The following is a 20,743-nucleotide window of genomic DNA, read 5'->3' as shown; positions in this document are numbered from 1 at the left end:
TCACTCCGATCAACGATTTTCCCGGTAGCGGCGAAGATTCGTTCAATCAGCTCACGTATACCCATGCCTTCCCGGGCAACAAGCTGCTGTTGTCGGTTGGTCAGTATCCCTTCTACAACTTCGACGGCAACCAGTATCTGGCCGACCAGCAGCAGAACTTCAGCAACTACGTGTTTGCACAGAACGGGACGTCCACCTATCCCATCGCCGGCCTCGGCGCCTATGCGCAGATCAACGTCACCAGCAGGGTCCAGCTCGCCACCGGCTTTCAGAATGCCACGGATATCACCGGCGCGAATCTTTCCAGCAAGGGTTTCGATGAGCGGAATCTCGCCTGGTTCGGGTACATGCAGTGGACGCCGAAGCTTCGCGGGCTTGGTACCGCACAATACTCGTTCACCTACTACGATGTGCCTACCGTGCCGCTACAGCCCGCCAGCACAGGCTGGTCGGTCAACGCGGTGCAGAATTTGAACGATACTTGGGCGGTTTTCGGCAGGGCCAACGGCGCCTGGGGCTTCACGACGCCGATACGCGCGTCCTATGCCCTCGGCGCAGTGATGAACAATCCGCTCGGGCGGAGCAAGACGGACCAGATCGGGCTCGCCCTCGGTTACAGCGGCGCGGCCGACGCACCCACGAACCCGCCGGGCGCGCGCAGCGAGAAGATCGCGGAGCTGTACTGGAACTGGACCTTCTTCAACGGTCTGCTGCTGACGCCGGATGTGCAGTATATTCGGGACCCGGCGCTGGCTCCCGGCCGCGACGACGCCTGGGCGCTGTCGCTGCGGGCCACGTTCATGTTCTGATGCATTGTTAATCCACCGGATGCCTGGCCAGAGCGACCCGTTGCCGGCCAGTACGAGTGCCAACGCCATGAAATATAGCAAGAGATTTCGCGTGGAGCCCGGCAGCAAGGTGAAGCTCGCCGACATCGATGCGGGCTTCAAGGACCGTCACGAGGATCGCGAGTCGGCCCAATCGGAGCTGGAGCAAAACAGCCGGCGGCTGGCGGAGCTCCAGTACCTGATGTATGCGGAGGACCAGCGTTCACTGCTGATCGTGCTACAGGCCATGGATGCCGGCGGCAAGGATGGCGTGGTGAATCACGTGATCAGCGCGATGAACCCGCAGGGCTGCGCGGTACACGCCTTCAAGGCGCCTTCCGCCGAGGAGCTCGCGCACGATTATCTTTGGCGTATCCATCGTGTCACGCCGGCGAAGGGGCAGGTGACCATCTTCAACCGCTCCCACTATGAAGACGTGCTGGTGGTGCGGGTCCATGATCTGGTCCCGAAAAAGGTATGGTCCAAACGCTACGACGAGATCAACGATTTCGAGCAGTTCCTGACCGAGAACGGCACACACGTCGTCAAGTTCTTCTTGCACATCGATGCGGAAGAGCAGCTTGCGCGATTCAAGCAGCGCCTGGATGATCCCGGGCGCCATTGGAAGATCAGCGAGTCCGATTACAGCGAGCGTGCCTATTGGGACCAGTACCAGGCCGCGTTCGAAGACGTCCTCGAGAAGTGCAGCACGGAGCACGCCCCCTGGTACGTGATACCTGCCAACCACAAGTGGTTCCGGAATCTCGCGGTGTCTCAGATACTCGTGGAGACGCTGGATTCCCTGGGGATGAAAATGCCGCCCGCGCGGGTCGATATTGCGGCTATGCGTGCGAAGTATCATGCCGCCGAGGCCCTCGAGGAGGGCGGGGCGGCTGCCGATGGGGCGGATGCATCGTCGGCAGAGCGGGAAGCCGAGTCGCAGCACGGCAAGAAGGCGAAGAAGCATAAGGACAAGAAGAAGTCCTGAACTGGGTCGTCCCGCCGTCGGACCGTCCATCCCGAGTCGCCCCGGTTGGCCGCGGGGATCGTTCGGGCTCATTGCGGATCCACTCCGGACCCAGTTTGCCAACATTATCGTCGTGGACGCGGCGAGCCAGCGCGGGCTGAACATCTCGTTGCGTGAGTTCACGCGCTCTGGCGTTCCGGTGGCGTTGATCACACTCGCGCTCGGGTGGGCATGGGTGACCCTCGTCGCAGGATAATCCGCACCCCATCTCACCAGGCGTCTTCGCCCCACCGAGCCCGGTCCTTTGTATCCGTCACGGAGATTCCTATGCGACTCGGCGGTTTCCCTCGCATGCTGGCGATCCTTTCGGCGTTGGTCCTGTGCAACCTTTGCCCGTCGTCCGGAGCCGGCACCCCGCACGCCAGTCCGGCGACGGACGAGGCCGAAGTCGGCTATCAGCGGGACGTCCAGCCGATCTTCAATCGCCGTTGCATCGCCTGTCACGGATGCCTGGGCTCGCCGTGCAATGTCAAGCTCGACTCCTATCGGGGCGCCGAGCGCGGCGCCTTCGGCATGAACCCCTACGCCAACCACTTCGGTCCCTATCCGCGCACCGACATGGATGCGGCTAAGACGCTGGAGCAATGGCGCGAGATCGGATTCTTTTCGGTGTTGTCGGAGGAGGGTTCCGGCCATGCTTCTCGGCGGGAGACTTCCGCCGTGGCGTCCGAGGATCTTCTCGACGGATCGCTGATGTACCGGTTTTTAGAGGCCGGCAGCGCCTACAACCGTCCGGGCTTCTCGCGCGATGCGCTGGTGCCGGTCTACGCGAAGCGGTTCGCCTATGGTTGCCCTGCCACGCCATACGCCGCCGCGGCGCAGCTTGCGGCGAATCCAGCAATGGGGATGCCCTTTGGGCTGCCCGCCATCGCCGCCGGGGATTTCAATGTCCTGAAGCGCTGGATCGCGGCTGGTGCTCCGGGGCCCACGGACGAGGAACTCCGCGCGGCCGCCGAGCTCGCCCGGCCGGAGGAGGTCGCGCACTGGGAGGCGTTTTTCAACGACCCGGACCCGCGCCATCAACTGGTGTCGCGCTACATCTTCGACCATTTCTATCTGGCCACCATCGTGCTCGAAGAGAGCCCGGGCGAGCGCTTCCGCCTGGTGCGGTCGACCACGCCACCGGGCGAGCCGGTGGACATCATCGGCACCGGCCTGCCTTACGAAGATCCCTACGCCTATGCCGGGGTCAATCGCTTCTGGTATCGGTTGAGCAAGCTGACGCAGGCGCCGATGCAGAAAAATCTCTTCCTGTGGCGGCTCGAGCACTCGGACGCGGATCATCTAGAGCAGCTCTTCTTCGGGCCAGACGGACCCGGCGCGCACTGGTCCGCGTCGGCGCCGCTCGACCCGCCTTGGGGCATCGGCAACCCGTTCAGCATCTTCCGCGCGATTCCGGCGGAGGCGCGGTATCGCTTCCTGCTGGAGAACGCCGAGGCGGTCGCTTCCGGCATCATCTATGGCCCGGTCTGCAACGGCCAGACCGCGACCTATGCCGTCAAGGATCATTTCTGGGTCTTCTTCGTCCGCCCGGAGGACGATGTCTCGGTGCAGAACCCGGCGCTGGGGCTCGCCACCTGGAACACCATGATGGACCGCTCGGTGTTCGCTGACGCCGCCTACGTGGATGCGTACGACAAGGCGCTGGCCAAGCTGCGTCCGCGCGGCTGGTCCGTCGACGCGATTTGGGACGGCGACGGGAATAACCCGAATGCCTGGCTCACGGTCATGCGGCACAACACCAATGTCTCGGTTGTGCTGGGGCGCCAAGGGGGTACGCCCCGCACGCTCTGGCTGATGACCTACAGCGGGTTCGAACGGATGTACTACGACACCGTCGCCAGCTTCGAGTATTGGGGCGGCGATCTATCCAAGCTGCAAACGCTGCTGTTCTTCAACTTCCTGCGCCAGGAATTCCAAGACAACTTTCTGACGCTTCTGCCGGCCGCCGATCGCGAGCCGATTCGCAAGACCTGGACCCAAGGCGTCGGGAGGCTGGGGTTGCTGCTGGTGCCTTTCGACGCGGGCGAATCGCCGCAGCCCGACGCTGCCGTCAACCCGGAGGAGGCCCTGAACGGGCTGATCAAAGCCGTGGAAGGGCAGTTCAGCGGGAAGATCGCGGGGCCGCCGGATCGCCTCAACCCTGACATCAAGCCGGCGGTCGACCTGGCCGCGCCGATCAGCACCTTCGCGGATTGGGAGCGCGCTGTGTCGACCCTCACTGTCACCCAGGGCCAGCCATTCACCCGCTTCCTGCCGAGCGTGATCGTGCTCAGGCTGGATGATGCAAACGCATCCCGGGTCTATTCGTTTGTCGTCAACCGTGTCTACAAGTCCCAATACACGCTGATCTTCCAGGATGGCCAAGCGCTGCCGGACCTGTATTCCTTGAGTGTCTATCCGACCATCATTAACGGCTTTCCCAATCTCTTTGTGCACTTGGACATGGCGCAAGCAGCGCCTTTCCTGGACGCCTTGCGCAAGGTCGGCAGTGCCGCCGACTGGGAGCAGTTCAAGGCGCGCTATGGCATCCTGCGCAACAGCGCGCGGCTCTGGCCGTTCTATGACTGGATCAACGACTGGAATTTCCAGCACCGGCAGAGCGAGGCCGGGTATCTGGACCTGAGCTATTACGACGTGCCGGAATGAGTTACCGCTGTGCATCGCTGCCGACGCTGGGACGAGCGCTGGCAAGCGCGTGGGGACGATCGCTGGGACCAGCACTGGGGCCAGCGGTGGGACCAGCACTGGGACCAGCAGTGGGTCGGGCGTTGGGCCTCGCGCTGTGTCTGCTCGCGTCGACACAAGCGGCGGCGGAGAGCCAGATCTGCGCCGAGAACCTCAGCGGCAACAGGGGGGGCGGGGCGCCGGAGCTCATCGCTCTGACGCAACTCGACGGCCGCATCGCGGCGAACCAGGACTCCAAGCAACGCCAGCGCCTGGAGCTCCAGCGCCACCTGTTGCTGGAGCAATTGACTGGGCGCGTCTTCGCCGGCGACACGACGGACCTGGTTCCGGACGCATCGGCCGCGACCTTGAGTGCCTTGCGCCGAGAAGCGCAGCTTGCCCGGCGCGATCCCAGCGGCGATACGGAAGCGCTAGCGGTCCTGAAGCTCAACACCGCGGTGCTGGACGCGGCCTTTGCCCACTTGCTCGATACGCTGTGGCGGCAGTGGTCAGCGTTCGCTCCCGCCTCCGCGTTCGAGCGGTCGTTCGCGGAATTTCGCCGGCGCACCGCCTTCGACCGCGCCCCGTTCGAGCAGGCAGTCGCCCGCATCGAGACCCTGCCGGCATCCAAGCGCAGCCCCGCCGATGCTGAACTGGCCGTCGCTTATGCGACGTACAAGCAACGCGCGGACGCCTATAACACGATGATTGGGGCGCTGGAGGACTTCGTCATCAGGGCCGCAAGCGGCGACCCGTTGCTGCGTTGGCTCGGCGTCGGCGCGCTCGTGCATGCGGTGAATGCACTGCCGGCCATCGCAGACCTCAACGCGGCGCTATTTCCGTCACGCCGCCTGAGCCTCGGCCAGGTCGTCGGTGCTGGGCTGGTGTTTTTCGCCATTCTGGCCGTTGGACTGCTGGTCTGGCCACTGCTGGTGAAGGGCGTCGGCCGCTTGCTGACCCATTTGAAAAAGAGCCCCGCTGCGGCTCAGCGCCTGACCCGCCTGCTGCGGAAGGCCTTCGATACGCCAGTGCGGGTGTTCTTGTTCTTGGTTGCGCTGGGCATGGCCGGTCGCGTCCTGATGTTTCGGGAGCCGTACATCGGGCTGCTCACGGTGCTGGGCATCCTGGTGGTGCTCGTGGTCGTCTGGGCCGTGCTGCGGCTCATCGACAATGCGGTGATGGTGTATTCGGAAAAATTGCACGAGCACTACCCAAATCTGCGCGGTGAGTTGGTCAACTTCTTATCCAATCTGGCGCGCTTCGCCGTGATCATCGTCACGGCGTTGTACATGTTGCACGACCTGGGCTATGACATCACGACACTGCTGGCATCACTCGGTATCGGTGGCTTGGCCATTGCCTTCGCGGCCAAGGAGACCATTGCGAACGTATTCGGTTGCATCTCCATCATCGTCGATGACATGTTCCGCCAGGGTGACTGGATCGTCACTGCCGACGCCGATGGTACGGTCATCGATGTGGGCCTGCGCAGCACCAAGATCCGTACCTTCGACAATGCTGTTGTCTTCATACCCAATGGCCAGCTCGCCGAGGTGGCCGTGCGCAACTGGAGCCGTCGCAAACTCGGGCGGCGCATCCTGTTTACCGTCGGGGTGGAGTACGGCAGCGATATGAAGATGGTCCGCAAGACGGTCGATGACATTCGCGCCATGCTGGCCGAGCACCCGGCCATTGCCGATCGCACCACCGATGCCTCGCAATTTACCAAGAAGCAGTTGACCAGAATCGCCAATGCCATGGACAGTGCCGGTGTGATGCGAACACTGCTGGTATATCTGGACACGCTGGGGGAGAGCTCCATCAATATCATGGTCTACTGCTTCTCCAAGAGCGTCGATTGGGAAGAGTGGCTGAAGGTGAAGCAGGACGTCATTTTCCGCTGCTGTGATATCGTCGAGGGCAACGGTCTGAGCATCGCTTTTCCGAGCCGGACGGTCTATCTGCGCGGCGATGCGGGCACGACTCCGGCCAAGGATTGACCGGAGAATCGCCAAACCTGCAACCCAACTGCACCGAGGACACGCCAATGCCCGAGTTCATGCACCACCTCGCCGGACTGGTTGAATATTTCGGCGTTCCTGCCTTGTTCCTCTCCATTGCCATGGAGGCGCTGGGCGCCCCGCTGCCGGGGGAAACGGCGCTCCTGCTCGGCGGCGCCGCCGCCGCGGCGGGCGAGCTCAAGATCCACGCGGTCGTACTGGCGGCGGTCGTCGGGGCAATCGTCGGTGACAACACGGGCTACTGGATCGGGCGCAAGCTCGGCAGGGCGGCGGTGCTGCGCCACGGCGCGCGCTTCGGCATCACGGAGGAACACCTGGCGCGCGCGGAGGACATCGCGCACGAGCGGGGTCCGTTGATGGTGATGGGCGCCCGCTTTGTCATCGTGTTGCGCCAACTGAACGGCATCGTCGCCGGCACCAGCGGCATGAGCTGGCCGGTCTTCTTCGCTGCCGATGTGCTCGGGGCCACGCTGTGGGTCGGGCTGTGGTCGACGCTGGCCTACCGCTTCGGCCTGACCACCGAGGCGTTGCCGTTCATTTGGCATCATCTCGCGATCATTGCAGCGATTCTGACGCTGATGCTGATTGCGGTGCTGGTGACGATCCATGTGCGTGGGCAGCGGGCCGGCCGCAGCCGACAAGCCGCGGCCGCGGATTGATGCGTGCCGAGAGGGTATCGAAGCGTTCGGCGTTTGCCCAACTCGCTGGGGTGATCCCGGGAATCGCAGCGCGGTCATCGGCCGGTCAGCGCTCGCCGACCGGTGGCGTGGAATTTCGGCTGCCGCCCACTAGATTGCGTGGAGGGCCGAGATTTTTGCACATGCGTCAAAGTTTGTGTGCGGCGCCGCACCGATCAGAAAGTGCCAAGGGCGTGAGCGGCAGTCGATCGGAGCTGTGGGGTCGCGTCTTGAGCCTCGGCCCCTCGGCTCTTGGCCCTCGGCCCTTGTTGCATGCCGGGAGACGATCGACGCGGCATGCGCCGCCTCGTGCCGTTGTCGGTCTGAGGCGGGGTCTCGCTTCACCCTGCGGGTGGCGCGGAAGATCCCCATTGTTTCAAAGAGGACATGCAATTGCCGGAATTCCTGCACCATCTCGCCGTATTGGTCACGCAATACGGCATACCGGCGCTGTTCGTATCGGTGTTCCTGGAGTCCGTGGGTGCGCCGCTGCCCGGGGAGACCGCGATCCTGGCGGCGTCCGCCGCCGCTGCGGCCGGCAAGCTCAACATCTATGCCGTGGTGGTGACAGCCTTTTTCGCAGCGGTGCTGGGGGACAACCTCGGCTATCTCATTGGCCGTACCTTCGGCCGCCCCGTGATTCTGCGCTACGGTGCGCGCTGGGGCGCCACCGAGGAAAACCTTCAGCGCGTGGAGGCGGCGGCCGAGAAGTGGGGCCCGCTGATGGTGGTGTTCGCCCGGTTCGTCGTGGTGCTGCGCCAACTGAACGGCCTCGTCGCCGGTACCACCGGCATGCACTGGCTGGTGTTCGCGATCGCCAATGCGATCGGGGCCGCGCTCTGGGTCGGGCTCTGGGCGACGCTGGCGTATAAATTCGGCCTGAGCACCGACGCGCTGCCGTTCATCTGGCATCACCTGGCGCTCTTTGCCGGGATTCTGACCCCGCTGTTGATTATCGTGCTGGTGGTGCTCTATATCCGCTCGCGCGGCCGCGGCCCCCGTTGATTGACGCCGCCGCAAGCGACGTGCCGCGGTCAAGAATTGCCGCGCTGCTCTAGGCGCGCGGGCGTGGGAGCGCCACTGTCTTTTGTGGCGCGACGACGGCCGCGCGACTGGCTGCTGCTTGGTGGTTACCGGGGGCGTTGCATGTTGCCTTGGCGCCGGTCGCGGCACCAAGAGTGCCGCTCCCACAAGAGCTGCTACACCGAGTACTTGCCCGGGGGGACGCGCGTGGGAGCGCCGTCCTTTGCGCTACGGGCGTCCAGTCGCGGCGGGGACGCCGCTCCCACGGGGCAAGGCACTGGGCGCAATAATGATTAGGGCCAGGCGCGGGTTTGAGCAATGGTCAAGCTCGTGTCCGTGTGCGCACCGGGCGATCAGACAACGCTTGATGCTACCATCGCGCTTGTTTTGGCTGGCGGGTGCCGCTGGGGCGTGCCATGGTGCTACCAGGCGTCTGCCTGTTCGTATCCCGCGCAGCCCCGTCGTGTCCGTTTGGCCAAGCAGCGAAGTCCATGCGTAGGAGTCAACAGATGTCAGCTCGCCCGTCCCGGCAGTCTGCGGCAGCCCGCGTGCGGGCTTATTGGCCGTGTGTGGGCCTGTCCAGCGGCGGCTTGGCCATGCTCACGGCGACTTGCTTGCTGGCGTCGGCCCTGGCCGGCTGCGAAGGCGAGCAGGGCGCCGGGCCGGCACCCGAGCCACCGGCCGTGGGCGTGATCGCGGTGGGCGAGGAGAAGGTCAATCCCTTCATCGAGTTCGTCGGCAAGACCCGTGCGGCGGAGTCGGTGGCGCTGCGGGCGCGGGTGACGGGCTTCCTGGAGGGGCTCGGGTTCGCGGAGGGCGGAACGGTTCAGCAGGGCCAGGTGCTGTTCAGGATCGAGCCGGACGAGTACCGCGCCACGCTGGCACAGAAGGAGGCGGTCCTGGGTGCCGCCGAGGCATCGCTGAACCGTGCCCGGGTGGACCTGGATCGCTACCGCGAGCTGGCCAAGTCCCGCAACGTGAGCCAGCAGAAGGTGGATGAGGCCCAGGCGGAGGTCCTGGTGCAGGAGGCCTCGGTGGACACCGCCAAGGCGGACATCGAGAAGGCGAAGCTCAACGTCGACTACACCGAGATCAAGGCCCCGATCGCCGGGCGCATCGACGCGGCGGCGCTGGACGTCGGCAACCTGATCGGGCCGGACTCCGGCGTGCTCGCCACCATCAACCGCATGGACCCCATCCAGGTGACCTTTTCCGTCGCGGAGACCATGTACCTGGACATCATGAAGGATGCGCGCGAGCACCAGCGCCGCACCGGCGACGCGGAGCAGGCGACCTTCGTGCCGCTGCTGCGGCTCTCCGACGGTAGCCTCTACGATCACAAGGGCAGCTTCGACTACATCGATAACAAGGTGGATCAGAAGACCGGCACCGTGCTGGTGCGCGCCGAGTTCCCGAACCCGGACCGGCTGCTGCTGCCCGGCCAGTTCGTCACCGTGGTGATCGAGCGCGAGGATGCCATCGACGCCGTGGTGATCCCGCAGGCGGCGATTCTGACGGACCAGGGCGGCGCCTACGTGCTGCTGGTGAACGACCAGGACAAGGTCGAGTCGCGCCGCATCGTCACGGGCCAGCGCTTCGGGCCGGACCTCGTGGTGAAGGAGGGGCTCGCGCCCGGCGAGCGGATCATTTTGTACGGCATCCAAAAGGTGCGCCCCGGCATCACCGTGAAGCCGGAGCTGACCGCACCGCCGGCGAACCCGATGCAGAACAGCGCCGAGGCGTCCGGCCCGGCCGGCGGCTCCGCTCAGGCTGGAGCCGAGGCGGGACCGGTGGCATCCGATACGGCCGGAGCCGATGCGCCGGTTGCGGAAGCGATAACCGAAGGACCCGCCAAAGACCTATCGGGTGGCGGGCAGGCGCGTGAGGACGCGGCCGACTAGACGGCGTTTACAGACAACGCCCGTGCCCCGCCCATCCGCCCGGAGAGCCACCCGATGCCGATCTCCAAGTTCTTCATCACCCGCCCGAAGTTCGCCTTCGTCATCTCCATCGTCATCACGCTGGCCGGGCTCTTGGCGCTCGTGGGGCTGCCGGTGGCGCAGTTCCCGGACATCACGCCGCCAACGGTGAGCGTCAGCGCCCAGTATCCGGGCGCCAGCGCGGACGTCGTCGAGCAGACGGTCGCCGCGCCCATCGAGCAGGAGATCAACGGCGTCGAGGGCATGCTCTACATGTCGAGCAAGTCCGACAACGACGGCCGCTACAGCCTCACCGTCACCTTCGACATCGGCACCGATGCCGACATGGCCCAGGTGAAGGTGCAGAACCGGGTCGCGCAGGCGGAGCCGAAGCTGCCGGAGGAGGTCCGCCGCCAGGGCGTGAAGACCGAGAAGCGCTCGTCCAACATGCTGCTGATCGCCAACCTCTACTCGCCGGACGAGAGTTACGACGCGCTCTATCTGAACAACTACGCCACCATCAACGTCAAGGACCCGCTCGGGCGCGTGGACGGCGTCGGCAAGGCGGAGATCATCGGCGTCATGGACTACGGCATGCGCTTCTGGCTGAAGCCCGACCGCATGACCGCCCTCGGCGTCAGCGTCGGCGACATCCAGCGCGCGGTGGCGGATCAGAACGTGCAGGTGCCGGCGGGGCAGATCGGCGCGCCGCCGGCACCCACCGACCAGCAGTTTCAGTACACGGTCACCACCAAGGGCCGGCTCAAGGACCCCGAGGAGTTCGGCAACATCGTCATCCGCATGGAGCCGGACGGCTCGGCGATCCGCGTCAAGGACGTCGCCCGGGTGGAGCTCGGCGCCCAGGCTTACTCCGCCGCCGGCCGGCTGGACGGGCGGCCTTCGGTGGTGTTGGCGATCTACCAAACACCGGACGCCAACGCGCTGGCCACCGCGAACGCCGTCAAGGCCAGGCTCGCGGAGCTCTCCGAGCGCTTTCCGCAGGGCATGGACTACGCCGTGCTCTACGACACCACCAACTTCATTCAGGCGTCCATCGACGAGGTGGTCGTCACCCTGTACGTGGCGGTGCTGCTGGTGGTGCTGGTGGTGTTCGTGTTCCTGGGCGACTGGCGCTCGACCCTGATCCCCGGCATTGCCATCCCGGTGTCGCTGATCGGCACCTTCGCGCTGCTGGCGGCCTTCGGCTTCACGCTGAACACTATCGTGCTGTTCGCGCTGATCCTGGCCATCGGCATCGTCGTCGACGACGCCATCATCGTCGTGGAGAACGTGCAGCGGCTGATGAGCGAGGAGGGGCTCGACCCCAAGGCCGCCACCGCCAAGGCGATGGACCAGGTGGGCGGCGCCATCATCGCCACCACGCTGGTGCTGCTGGCGGTGTTCGTGCCCGTGGGCTTCATGCCCGGCATCACCGGCCAGCTCTACCAGCAGTTCGCGGTGACCATCTCCGTCGCCGTCGCCATCAGCTCCGTCAACGCCCTGACGCTGAGTCCGGCGCTGTGCTCGGTGCTGCTGAAGCCGGGGCAGAAGCCGCTCAAGTGGCTCAACTGGTTCAACGTCTTCTTCGGCCGGCTCACCGGCGGCTACACCACGGCGGTGAAGACCACGCTGCGCCGCGCCGTGCTCATCGCCGTCATGTACTTAGGGCTCATCGGCGTGACGGTCTGGATGTTCACGAGCCTGCCGTCCGGCTTCCTGCCGGAGGAGGACCAGGGCTTCTTCTTCGTCGAGCTTCAGCTCCCGGACGCCGCGTCGCTGACCCGCACCGAGACCGCGCTGGGCCGGCTGGAGCAGCAACTGCTGGAGATCCCGGGCGTCACCAATGTCATCTCGGTGGCCGGCTATTCCATGCTGAACGGCGCCTTCGGCTCCAACAGCGCCTTCGTGATCCCGATACTGGCGCCCTGGAGCGAGCGCGAGACGCCGCAGACCAGCCTCGGCGCCATCGTCGGCCAGGCGCGGCGCATCGCCGCCGAGACGCCGGACGCCAATATCATCCCCTTCGTGCCGCCGGCCATCCCCGGGCTCGGCAACTCGGGCGGGTTCTCGTTCGTGCTGCAGGACTACACCGGCGGCTCCATCGAGGAGCTGGCCTCGGTGATGCGCGGCTTCATCGTCGCCGCCAACGAGCACCCGGCCATCGGCTCCGCCTACAGCACCTTCCGCGCCGACGTGCCCATGCTGTATCTGGACATCAACCGCGACAAGGTGCAGGCCCTGCAGGTGCCCATGAGCGAGCTGTTCCAGACCCTCCAGGCGCAGCTCGGCTCGGTCTACATCAACGACTTCAACAAGTTCGGCCGCACCTGGCGGGTCCTGGCCCAGGCCGAGGGGGACTTCCGCAACCAGCCGAGCGACATCACCCGGCTCTATGTGCGCAGCAAGAACGGCGACATGGTGCCGCTGTCCACGCTGGCGAAGGTGGAGACCAAGACCGGCCCGCAGATCATCTCCCGCTACAACCTGTTTCGCTCCGCGGACATCTCCGGCGGCGCCGCGCCCGGCTACAGCTCCGGGCAGGCCATCGCCGCCATGCAAGACACCGCCAAGCAGAGCCTGCCGTCCGGCTTCGGCTACGAGTGGACGGGCATGAGCTTCCAGGAGATCCAGGCGGCGGGGCAGGCGCCCATCATCTTCGCTCTGGCGCTTTTGTTCGTGTACCTGTTCCTGGTGGCCCAGTACGAGAGCTGGTCGATTCCGTTCGCGGTGCTGCTGGCGGTGCCGGTGGCCGTGGCCGGCGCGCTCGCCGCCACCGGCGGGGTGGGGCTCGACGTCAACCTCTACACCCAGATCGGCCTGGTCATGCTCATCGGCCTCGCCGCCAAGAACGCCATCCTCATCGTCGAGTTCGCCAAAGAGCAACGCGAGACCGAGGGCCTCAGCATCTACGACGCCGCCGTCAAGGCCGCGCGGCTGCGCTTTCGCGCCGTCATGATGACCGCGCTCTCCTTCCTGCTCGGCATCTTCCCGCTGGTGGTGGCCAGCGGCGCCGGCGCCGGCTCCCGCGTCGCCCTCGGCACCGCCGTCTTCGGCGGCATGCTCGCCGCCACCGTCGTCGGCATCGTGCTCATCCCCGTCACCTATTACGTCGTCCAGGGCGTCCGCGAGAAGGTCAACGCCTGGCTCGGCGGCAAGCCCAAGCACACCGCCGCCCACCCCGCCGACTAGCCGCCCGTGGGCGCCCGCGTCCGGGAGGGAGCGCCGGCGTCACGCCGGCCACTGGGAGCGCCGGCGTCTCGCCGGCCACTGGGAGCGCCGGCGTCACGCCGGCCACTGGGAGCGCCGGCGTCTCGCCGGCCACTGGGAGCGCCGGCGTCTCGCCGGCCACTGGGAAGGCCGGCGTCCCGCCGGCCGAACGGGACTCTCCTCGCCCCCGAACTCGCGCCGATACGCAAGGATTTCCATGAGCCACGACCAGAACTTCAAGAACCTGGTCGTCGATTACCCGCGCGCGTCGATCCGGTTCTTCGCCGCCGCCGAAGCCGCGCATATGGACCGTCGCGCCCGCATCACGTCAGCAGGTTCTCGAACGGCTGATGCCGCTTCCAGCGATAGGTCTGAAAGTCGCGCTCGTCGGTGGACAGGATGCGTCCGTGGCCCAAGTGTTCGGCGAGGATCACCAGCGATGCATCGGCCAGGTCCATCGGCAGGTTCGCGTATCGGGTCATCAGCGACTCGACCTGAGTCAGGTGGCCGATGTCGATGGCAAACAGCTCGCAGGCCCCTTGGCGCAGACTCGCAACGAAGGTGTTCTGGGCATGGACACCAAGGCGCGTCAGCAGCAGATGACAGCACTCGGCGGCCACGGGCCAGGTGCTGATCAGGCCCTCATCGGCACGGGTCAGCCGGTCGACCGCGCGGGCATGATGTCGATCGCGGCGATTGGCGAGCGCAACCCAAAACCCCGTGTCGGCGATGATCATCCCCGACCGTGTTTGGCCGCGAGAGAGTCGGCCAGATGCCGCTTGTAGTCAGACGACAGGTCCGGGTCGCCCTCGGCGCAGCCGATCAACCCGGTGCGACGCAGCACCTCCACCGCTCGCACCGGCTTCGCCGTGACCTCGGCATAGTAGTGCTCCAACGCCTCCTTGATCAGGTCGGAGACCGTCCTGCCCGTCACCGTGCGCAGGTACTCGAGCTTGCGCGACTGTTCGTCATCGAGTCTGGCGTTGATGCGCATGGGGATGACCTCGGCTTCAGGATGTCTGTCAAACCGTATGACGACCCGCGCACAAATGCAACCGTGCCGATGGGGTTGTTCAGGTCTTGCAATGCAACAAACTGTGCGATGGCAAGACGCTGGGGCCACGTGACCCTGGCGCCACTGCCACTCGCTGTCGCAACGTCCCGCATCGAAGTCAGCGATGCCTGCCGCAACTGCGCCGCGCCGACCTCACCCTGGAGCGGCTCCGCTTCCTCATCCGCCTCGCACACGACCTGGAGCTTTTGAGCCACGGCCAATACCGCCCGCGCCGAGCTGGCCAGCCGGCCCCTGTTGCTGACGCTGCTGGTCGCACTGGGCCTGGAGCGGGCCGGCCATGACGACGCTGAGTTCCCCCTGCCGGCGGATCGTGCCGCGCTGCTCGACGAGGCGACACGGCTCTTTCTGCGGCGATGGCTGGAGCGCATCGAGCGTGATGCGCCGAAGCAGATTCCTGTCCAGATTGCCGAGGAGTTGTCGCGGGAAGGCCTGCGCGAGGCACTGCAGCACCTGTCTTTGGAAGTCCAGCGGGTGCGCCCGGAGACCACGGGCGGTGCCGACGTCCAAGTCGAGGTCAGCGAGATCCAGTTCTTGGGTGCCGTGCTCACGGCGCTGCCGCAGCCGTTGCACGCCCGCGCCGTGGAGTTCCGCCGCCTGATCCTGGAGCGCGCCGGCATCCTGTTCGACCGCGGCGGCGCTGGTGATGATGGCCGCTACGGCTATGTGCATCGCCTGTTTCAGGAGTACCTGGCGGCCTGCGAGTTGGTAGCGCGTCACCACGCGGACCTGGAGCGTGCCCTCGGCGAGCCATTGCGGGCGAGCCCCGGCGCGTGGCGCGAGGTGGCGCGCTTCGTGCCGGTGCACCTGGCGGCGGAGCACGGTCCGGGGCAGGCCATCGATCTTGTCATTGCGCTGCTGGGCGATGCGGACGCGCATTCCGCCTCCACCGATCGCGACTACCAGGCCGTGGCGGCCGTCGGGCAAGCCCTGGTGGATCTGAAGGCGGCCTTGGCGGACACCGCGTTGACGCCGCACCAGCGCGACAACCTGGCCGGCGCTAAGCGCCGCTTCGATGCTTGGCTCCTGCGCGGGGTGGACGACGCCGCACCTGCACCGGCAACGCGCCTGGACCTGGGCCGCATCGCTGGGCGACTCGGCGACTCGCGGCGCGGCATCGTGCCCGCGGCCTGGACCGCCGACGCCGCGGAGCCCTTCAGCCTCGATCCGGAACGGGACTTCGACTGGGTGCGCATCCCGGCAGTCCCGTTCCGTCCCGGCAGCGACCAGGCCGACCTGGACCGGCCGGACGATGATCCGGCCAAGGCGTACCCCGATGAGCTGAATCCCGACCCGGAGCCCGCGTGGCTGTCGGCCTTCGAGATCGCGCGCTACCCGGTGACCCAGGCACAATTCGCTGCCTTCACCCGGGCCGGCGGCTATGGTGCTCCAGGGGCCAAGCGCCCGCCCGAATGGTGGCGCTACTCGGACGCGGCGGAAGCCTGGTGGCACGGCGGCAATCCGGGCCTGGAGCAGTACCTCGCCGACCCCGCGTTCCCGGAAGATCAGAAAGAGCCCTATCGCCGATGGGTCGAGCAGCGGGCGGCATCGGACCGCCGTCGCCCGTGGTTCCTCGGCGACCCGCGCTATGCCGACTGGGTGCTGCCGAACCATGCCGTCATCGGCGTTAGCTGGTTCGAAGCCATGGCCTTCTGCGGCTGGCTGACCGCGCAGGCCGCGGCGGCGGGCGAACCCTGGCGGTACCGGCTGCCAAGCGAGATCGAGTGGGAGCGTGCCGCCCGCGGTGCCGAGCGCCGCCGCTGGCCCTGGGGCGAGCATTGGCAGCCCGGCGCCGCCAACACCGAGGAGGCCGGTCTTGCCACCGTCAGCGCAGCCGGACTGTTCCCCACGGTCTTCGCAAGCGAGCTCAGGGACGCCGCCGGCAACGTCTGGGAGTGGACCGAGACCCGTTGGGGCCCTGAGATTGGCGAGCCGGCGTTCGGTTGGCCCTTCGATCCGGACGACGACCGCGATGATCCGAACGGAACGGATCTTCGCGTCGTCAAGGGCGGCTCTTGGTGGTCCACGCCCCGTGTCTGCCGCGGCGCGTACCGCTACGGGGGCGATCCGCTCAACTGGGGCAGCTACCTGGGTTTTCGGGTGGTGCGAGTCTCCCTGGCTTAGTTCTGTGTTTCTGGTCTTCTGTTTTCTGGTTTCCGTGTACCGCCCCGCGGCGGCTTGGGGCCGCCGGGGGGATGGATCGCACGCGTCCATTGGGTAGCCTTGGCTTCCGTCGCGAGCCGCGCCCCCAAACGCCGCCGACTAGGACCGCCGGCATCTTGCCGGCCCCTGGGAGCGCCGGCATCTTGCCGGCCCCTGGGACCACCGGCGTCTCGCCGGCCGTCGGCGACCGCCGCCCCGCTCCCGCCACCGCGGCCATCCGCCATCACTTGGCACCATTACTCTGCCCACCATGCCGAAACGCCGCGACAACTTCTACCCGCGGATCAGCGCCTTCACCAACCTCTGGTACGCCTACCGCGACGCCGCCCGCGGCAAGCGCGCCAAGCCCGAGGTGGCGCGCTTCGGGTTCCACGTGGAGGAGCGGCTGCTGGAGCTGGAGCGCGACTTGGCGGCGCGCACCTATCGGCCCGGCACCTACCACTCGTTCTACATCCGGGACCCGAAGCGGCGGCTGATCTCGGCGGCACCGTTTCGGGATCGCGTCGTGCACCATGCCCTGTGCCGCATCATCGAGCCGCCGTTCAACACGGGCTTCATCGGGGACAGCTACGCCAACCGCGTCGGCAAGGGCACCCACGCCGCGTTGGACCGCGCGCAGCACTTCGCGCGGCGCTATCGGTACGTGCTGCAATGCGACGTGCGGGAGTACTTCCCGAGCATCGACCACGCCATCCTAAAGGGCATCCTGGCCCGCAGGATTGCGTGCGCCGACACCCTGGCGCTGTGCGGGCACATCATCGACGGCGGCGCCGGCGTGCTGGCGCGCTTCGCTGTTGGCGGGAGTCGTCGTGGGACCTGTCGTAATGGATCGGCGCTAGCTGACGGCGCCGGCCCTGGGGGGCGTTCAGGAGATCGGTACCGTTACGCGACGGTGACGGTGATCCGCTCGGAGTAGACAGGCGGGTCATGGGGCACGTGGTTCATGTCGCCCAGGATCAATTGCAGGGTGTGGGTGCCGGGCGGTAGCGTCAGCTCGGTCTGGGTCTGGCCGCCGCCGAAGTGCCTGACGTCACCGCCGATGGGCTGGTCGAAGGGCGGCAGCGGCTGGTCCACTAGCAGGTGAGCGATTCAAGTCTGGAATACCAGCGTCTCGGCAATGCCCAGCTCTGCCGCCACATGTCGCGCGATGCTCTGGCCGAGCCAGTTCGGCTGGTGGGCGTCGGAGGAGATGACGAAGCGGAAGCGCTCCGCCCAGGGGCCGTACTCGGCGCGCCAATCGCAGCGCCAAATGTAGCGGTTGTTGAGCTCCACCAGGCACTCGGGCGGCACCCGGTCGAGGTCGGTGCCGAGCGCGTTGGGGTGGGCGACGATGACGGGCTTGCCATCGGCCAGCAGGGCTTCCAGCGCGCGGTAGTCGGCGGCGCGGTCCCAGCAGTGGAAGATGCGGTAGTCGCAGTCGGCGTCCAGCGCCGCCGGCGCCCACTCGTGGCCGTTGATCTCCGTGCCCACGCGCAGCCCGGCAGCCATGACTTCCGCGCGGTAGTCGTCCCAGCGGTCCACGACCATCTCGAAGTGATCGCTGATGCCACGGATGCGGGCATGACCCGTGGCGGCGATCAGTCCGATGGTCTGCTCCGGCACAACGGCGCCGTCCTTGTCCGACCAGGTGCTATGGATGTGCAGATCCTGTGGGAGCGGGGCAGGGCGCATGGCTGGATGCCTCGGGCCTGTTTGGCGGTGATGCTTCGGGCGGCGTGCCGGTGCCGCGTTAGATGGGGACTGGCAACGGGGCGTCGATGATTCGCTCTACGGCCCCGCGGGTTGATGGATGCGCTTCTCCGTGAGATGCGGCCAACATTGCTCGCAACGCCGACTCCGAGCGGATCCTAGCACCGCTTGTGGGAGCGGCACTCTTGGTGCCGCGACCGGCGGCAATGCAGCACACCACGCCCGGAGTAACTGCCGAGCGGGAGGCAGCCGCGCGGCCGCGATCGCGCCACAAAAGGCAGTGGCGCTCCCACGGTGCCGTCGCGCTGGGAGCAGCCGTTATCAGACGTCGGGTTAGCGCAGCCTAACCCGAAAATCAACTTACCGGCGCCCTGGCGCTCCCGGGGCGGCCCTGAGGGCTCCGCCGCGGGTGCAGGCCCTTGCTGGCTCTGGCTGGAAGTGCGAACCGCACGTGCGTTGCGTGCTTGGATGCGTTGCGCGGGTGGTTGGAGGCCAGCCGGCTAGGCGAGGGGCTGCTACGCCGCCGCCGCGGCATCGAGCCGCGCCGGCGGCGGGCCGAGTGCAACTCGGCGGCCCCAGGGGGGCGGCGCCTGGGGGCGCCGAGTTGCACTCGGCTGCGGCCGCTCTGCCGCCGTACCTCAGCCGGAGCGACGTCTCATCGCACTTCGCACTCCGCACTTCGATCAATACCGCCCGCCCGTTTTCATGACGTAATTGCGCATCTCCGTGCTCTCCAGATTCACGCGCATGAGGTGGGAGTGGGTGTTGCGGAAGATGGCGCGCATGACCTTGTACACCAGGCGCGGCTGGGTCTCGACGAGGGCCTCGAAGGCGTCGGGCTCCAGGGTCAGCACCAGGCTGTCGGCCTCGGCGCGCAGCGCCGCCTTGCGCGGAGAGCCGTCGACGAAGGCGCGGGTGCCGGCACACTCGCCGGCGCGCATCTGGTAGACCACCTCCTCCTGATCGTTGACGTGCATGCAGACGTTGAGCTTGCCCTGCGCCAGCACGAAGAGGGTACGCCGGTCCTCGCCCTCGTGCACCAGGGTTTCGCCGGCAGCGACCTGTTCCATGCCGACGGTGGCGGCGAGCGCCGCGCATTCGTCGCCGCTCAGCTCGATGCCGAGCGTAGATTGGGCCAGGGCCTCGGGGATGTTCAGGTCATTCATGTCTTCTCACCTAGCAATCGATGCCAACTGCGCCGGCGCTGGAATCGGCCAGGCGCGCGATGGCCGCGAGTTTAACCCGGTCGTGTGACGATGCAGAACCGCCGGATCAGCGCCCGCAGCACCGCCAGCATGGCCGGGATGCGCTCCAGCGCCAGGAACTCGTCGGGCTGGTGCGCCTGGGCGATGTCGCCGGGGCCGAGCACGATGGTCTCCATGCCCAGCGCGGTCAGGAAGGGCGCCTCGGTGCCGAAGCTGACGGTCTCGGCAGCGTGGCCGGTGAGGTCTTCCGCGGCGCGCACGAGGGCAGCGCCGGCGGGTGTGGACGCCGGCGGGATGCTCTCGAATAGCGGCGCCACCTCCCAGCCAAGCCCGCGCTGTTCCGCCACCGCGGCGACGTGGCCGGAAAGCTCGGCACGCAGCGCCAGCGGGTCCTGTCCGGGCAGCGCGCGGATGTCCACGTGCAGCTCGCACTGGCCGCAGATGCGATTCACCGCGTCGCCGCCGTGGATGTGGCCGAGGCTGAGCGTTGGCCAGGCGATGCGGAAGGCGTCATCGCGGTGCGTCTCCTTCAGCGTATCCCGCCAGGCAAGGATGTCGGTGAGCACCTCGTGCATCCCCTCCAGGGCATTGTTGCCGAGGCTCGGGTCGCTGGCGTGGCCGCTGTGGCCGCGCAGCCGCACCACCTCGCCCATGACGCCCTTGTGCGCGCGTACTGGCCTGAGCCCGGTGGGCTCGCCGATGACGGCGTAGCGCCCCAGCGGCCGGCCGGCCTCCACCAGCGCGCGCGCACCGGCCATGGACGACTCCTCGTCCGCGGTGGCCAGGATCATCAGTGGGCGCTTGAGCAGCGAGGCGTCCAATCCGCGCGCGGCCTCCAGCGCCAGGCCGAGGAAGGACTTCATGTCTGAGGTGCCGAGCCCGTATAGCCGTCCACCGTCCTCGGTGAGCCGGAACGGGTCGTGCCGCCAGAGCTCGGCATCGTAGGGCACGGTGTCGGAGTGCCCCGAGAGCACCAGCCCGCCCGGGCCGCTGCCGAGGGTGCCGAGCAGGTTCGCCTTGCCGGGCGCCCCGGGGATGTCCAGCAGCTCTACGCGGAAGCCGGCGTCCGCGAGCCAGCCCGCCAGTTGCTCCAGCAGCGGGCGGTTGCTCTGGTCGCGGCTCGGATCCAGGCTGCTGACGGTGGGCGCGGCGATCAGGCCGCGCAGCATGTGCATCAGATCGGGGGGCTCTCGGGACGGGATGACGGGCATTGGGGGCTCCGGTTCACTGCGGACGCTTCGCTCGT

The 20,743-nt window shown here is 67.0% G+C and carries 15 protein-coding genes and 1 pseudogene; 10 read left to right on the top strand and 6 right to left on the bottom strand.

Annotated elements, in window-relative coordinates; genetic code table 11:
• The 8 genes from LJE69_RS14625 to LJE69_RS14590 form a co-directional block, all read left to right on the top strand.
• A partial coding sequence (locus LJE69_RS14625; protein ID WP_296926346.1) for a carbohydrate porin occupies positions 1–809 on the top strand: 809 nt, incomplete at its 5' end.
• A 19-nt stretch (positions 810–828) separates the two neighbouring features.
• Positions 829–1,815 (top strand): polyphosphate kinase 2 family protein, encoded by a 987-nt coding sequence (locus LJE69_RS14620; protein ID WP_367114686.1) that lies wholly within the window; start codon positions 829–831, stop codon positions 1,813–1,815.
• Between the two features lie 210 nt (positions 1,816–2,025).
• Positions 2,026–4,503 carry a fatty acid cis/trans isomerase gene (locus LJE69_RS14615; protein WP_296926354.1) on the top strand — a complete coding sequence of 826 codons (2,478 nt, stop codon included), beginning with the start codon at positions 2,026–2,028 and terminating at the stop codon, positions 4,501–4,503.
• Positions 4,504–4,625: 122 nt separating this feature from the next.
• Positions 4,626–6,521 carry a mechanosensitive ion channel family protein gene (locus tag LJE69_RS14610; protein ID WP_296926342.1) on the top strand — a complete coding sequence of 632 codons (1,896 nt, stop codon included), beginning with the start codon at positions 4,626–4,628 and terminating at the stop codon, positions 6,519–6,521.
• Positions 6,522–6,568: 47 nt separating this feature from the next.
• Positions 6,569–7,201: a DedA family protein gene (locus LJE69_RS14605; protein ID WP_296926340.1), complete on the top strand. Its 633-nt coding sequence runs from the start codon at positions 6,569–6,571 to the stop codon at positions 7,199–7,201.
• A gap of 411 nt (positions 7,202–7,612) precedes the next feature.
• A complete protein-coding gene (locus LJE69_RS14600) occupies positions 7,613–8,224 on the top strand; it encodes a DedA family protein (protein ID WP_296926338.1) in 612 nt (203 codons plus the stop codon).
• A 614-nt stretch (positions 8,225–8,838) separates the two neighbouring features.
• Complete coding sequence (locus LJE69_RS14595) at positions 8,839–10,143, top strand: efflux RND transporter periplasmic adaptor subunit (protein ID WP_296926336.1); 1,305 nt, start codon at positions 8,839–8,841, stop codon at positions 10,141–10,143.
• A 54-nt stretch (positions 10,144–10,197) separates the two neighbouring features.
• Positions 10,198–13,350, top strand: coding sequence for an efflux RND transporter permease subunit (locus tag LJE69_RS14590; protein ID WP_296926333.1), 3,153 nt, complete (start codon positions 10,198–10,200; stop codon positions 13,348–13,350).
• Between the two features lie 341 nt (positions 13,351–13,691).
• On the opposite strand, the gene LJE69_RS14585 is transcribed toward LJE69_RS14590, so the two are convergent.
• Both LJE69_RS14585 and LJE69_RS14580 read right to left on the bottom strand, forming a co-directional pair.
• On the bottom strand, positions 13,692–14,105 hold the full coding sequence (locus tag LJE69_RS14585; RefSeq protein ID WP_296926331.1) for a PIN domain-containing protein: 414 nt from the start codon (positions 14,103–14,105) through the stop codon (positions 13,692–13,694).
• Complete coding sequence (locus LJE69_RS14580; protein WP_296926329.1) at positions 14,102–14,362, bottom strand: ribbon-helix-helix protein, CopG family; 261 nt, start codon at positions 14,360–14,362, stop codon at positions 14,102–14,104. Before LJE69_RS14580 ends, LJE69_RS14585 begins: the two co-directional genes overlap by 4 nt.
• Before the next feature lie 315 nt (positions 14,363–14,677).
• On the opposite strand from LJE69_RS14580, the gene LJE69_RS14575 reads away from it, so the two are divergent.
• Together LJE69_RS14575 and LJE69_RS14570 are read left to right on the top strand one after the other, a co-directional pair.
• A complete protein-coding gene (locus tag LJE69_RS14575) occupies positions 14,678–16,564 on the top strand; it encodes an SUMF1/EgtB/PvdO family nonheme iron enzyme (protein ID WP_296926327.1) in 1,887 nt (628 codons plus the stop codon).
• 289 nt (positions 16,565–16,853) lie between these two features.
• Positions 16,854–17,519 (top strand): hypothetical protein, encoded by a 666-nt coding sequence (locus LJE69_RS14570; RefSeq protein WP_296926325.1) that lies wholly within the window; start codon positions 16,854–16,856, stop codon positions 17,517–17,519.
• Here LJE69_RS14570 and LJE69_RS14565 read toward each other — a convergent pair.
• From LJE69_RS14565 to argE, 4 genes and pseudogenes are all read right to left on the bottom strand, one after another.
• Positions 17,486–17,629, bottom strand: a pseudogene (locus LJE69_RS14565) (DUF4399 domain-containing protein); the annotation flags it as partial. The gene LJE69_RS14570 and the pseudogene LJE69_RS14565 overlap by 34 nt on opposite strands.
• 63 nt (positions 17,630–17,692) lie before the next feature.
• A complete protein-coding gene (locus tag LJE69_RS14560; protein WP_296926323.1) occupies positions 17,693–18,274 on the bottom strand; it encodes a hypothetical protein in 582 nt (193 codons plus the stop codon).
• A 701-nt stretch (positions 18,275–18,975) separates the two neighbouring features.
• Entirely contained in the window at positions 18,976–19,458 is a 483-nt protein-coding gene (locus LJE69_RS14555; protein ID WP_296926321.1) for a Crp/Fnr family transcriptional regulator, read from the bottom strand.
• A gap of 71 nt (positions 19,459–19,529) precedes the next feature.
• Positions 19,530–20,708, bottom strand: a complete 1,179-nt coding sequence (gene argE, locus LJE69_RS14550) for an acetylornithine deacetylase (RefSeq protein WP_296926319.1) — start codon at positions 20,706–20,708, stop codon at positions 19,530–19,532.
• Positions 20,709–20,743: the final 35 nt, after the last annotated feature.

This window comes from Thiohalocapsa sp. (genome assembly GCF_022340605.1).
In the GTDB taxonomy this organism is placed as follows: Bacteria; Pseudomonadota; Gammaproteobacteria; order Chromatiales; family Chromatiaceae; genus Thiohalocapsa.
Note: the sequence above shows the minus strand (reverse complement) of the source record. Positions and strands in the feature narration are given on the sequence as shown.

Coding starts and splice junctions, on each gene's coding strand:
- LJE69_RS14620 (WP_367114686.1), top strand. CDS start 829: ATGCCTGGCCAGAGCGACCCGTTGCCGGCCAGTACGAGTGCCAACGCC.
- LJE69_RS14615 (WP_296926354.1), top strand. CDS start 2,026: ATGGGTGACCCTCGTCGCAGGATAATCCGCACCCCATCTCACCAGGCG.
- LJE69_RS14605 (WP_296926340.1), top strand. CDS start 6,569: ATGCCCGAGTTCATGCACCACCTCGCCGGACTGGTTGAATATTTCGGC.
- LJE69_RS14595 (WP_296926336.1), top strand. CDS start 8,839: ATGCTCACGGCGACTTGCTTGCTGGCGTCGGCCCTGGCCGGCTGCGAA.
- LJE69_RS14590 (WP_296926333.1), top strand. CDS start 10,198: ATGCCGATCTCCAAGTTCTTCATCACCCGCCCGAAGTTCGCCTTCGTC.
- LJE69_RS14585 (WP_296926331.1), bottom strand. CDS start 14,105: ATGATCATCGCCGACACGGGGTTTTGGGTTGCGCTCGCCAATCGCCGC.
- LJE69_RS14580 (WP_296926329.1), bottom strand. CDS start 14,362: ATGCGCATCAACGCCAGACTCGATGACGAACAGTCGCGCAAGCTCGAG.
- LJE69_RS14570 (WP_296926325.1), top strand. CDS start 16,854: ATGCCGAAACGCCGCGACAACTTCTACCCGCGGATCAGCGCCTTCACC.
- LJE69_RS14560 (WP_296926323.1), bottom strand. CDS start 18,274: ATGCGCCCTGCCCCGCTCCCACAGGATCTGCACATCCATAGCACCTGG.
- LJE69_RS14555 (WP_296926321.1), bottom strand. CDS start 19,458: ATGAATGACCTGAACATCCCCGAGGCCCTGGCCCAATCTACGCTCGGC.
- argE (WP_296926319.1), bottom strand. CDS start 20,708: ATGCCCGTCATCCCGTCCCGAGAGCCCCCCGATCTGATGCACATGCTG.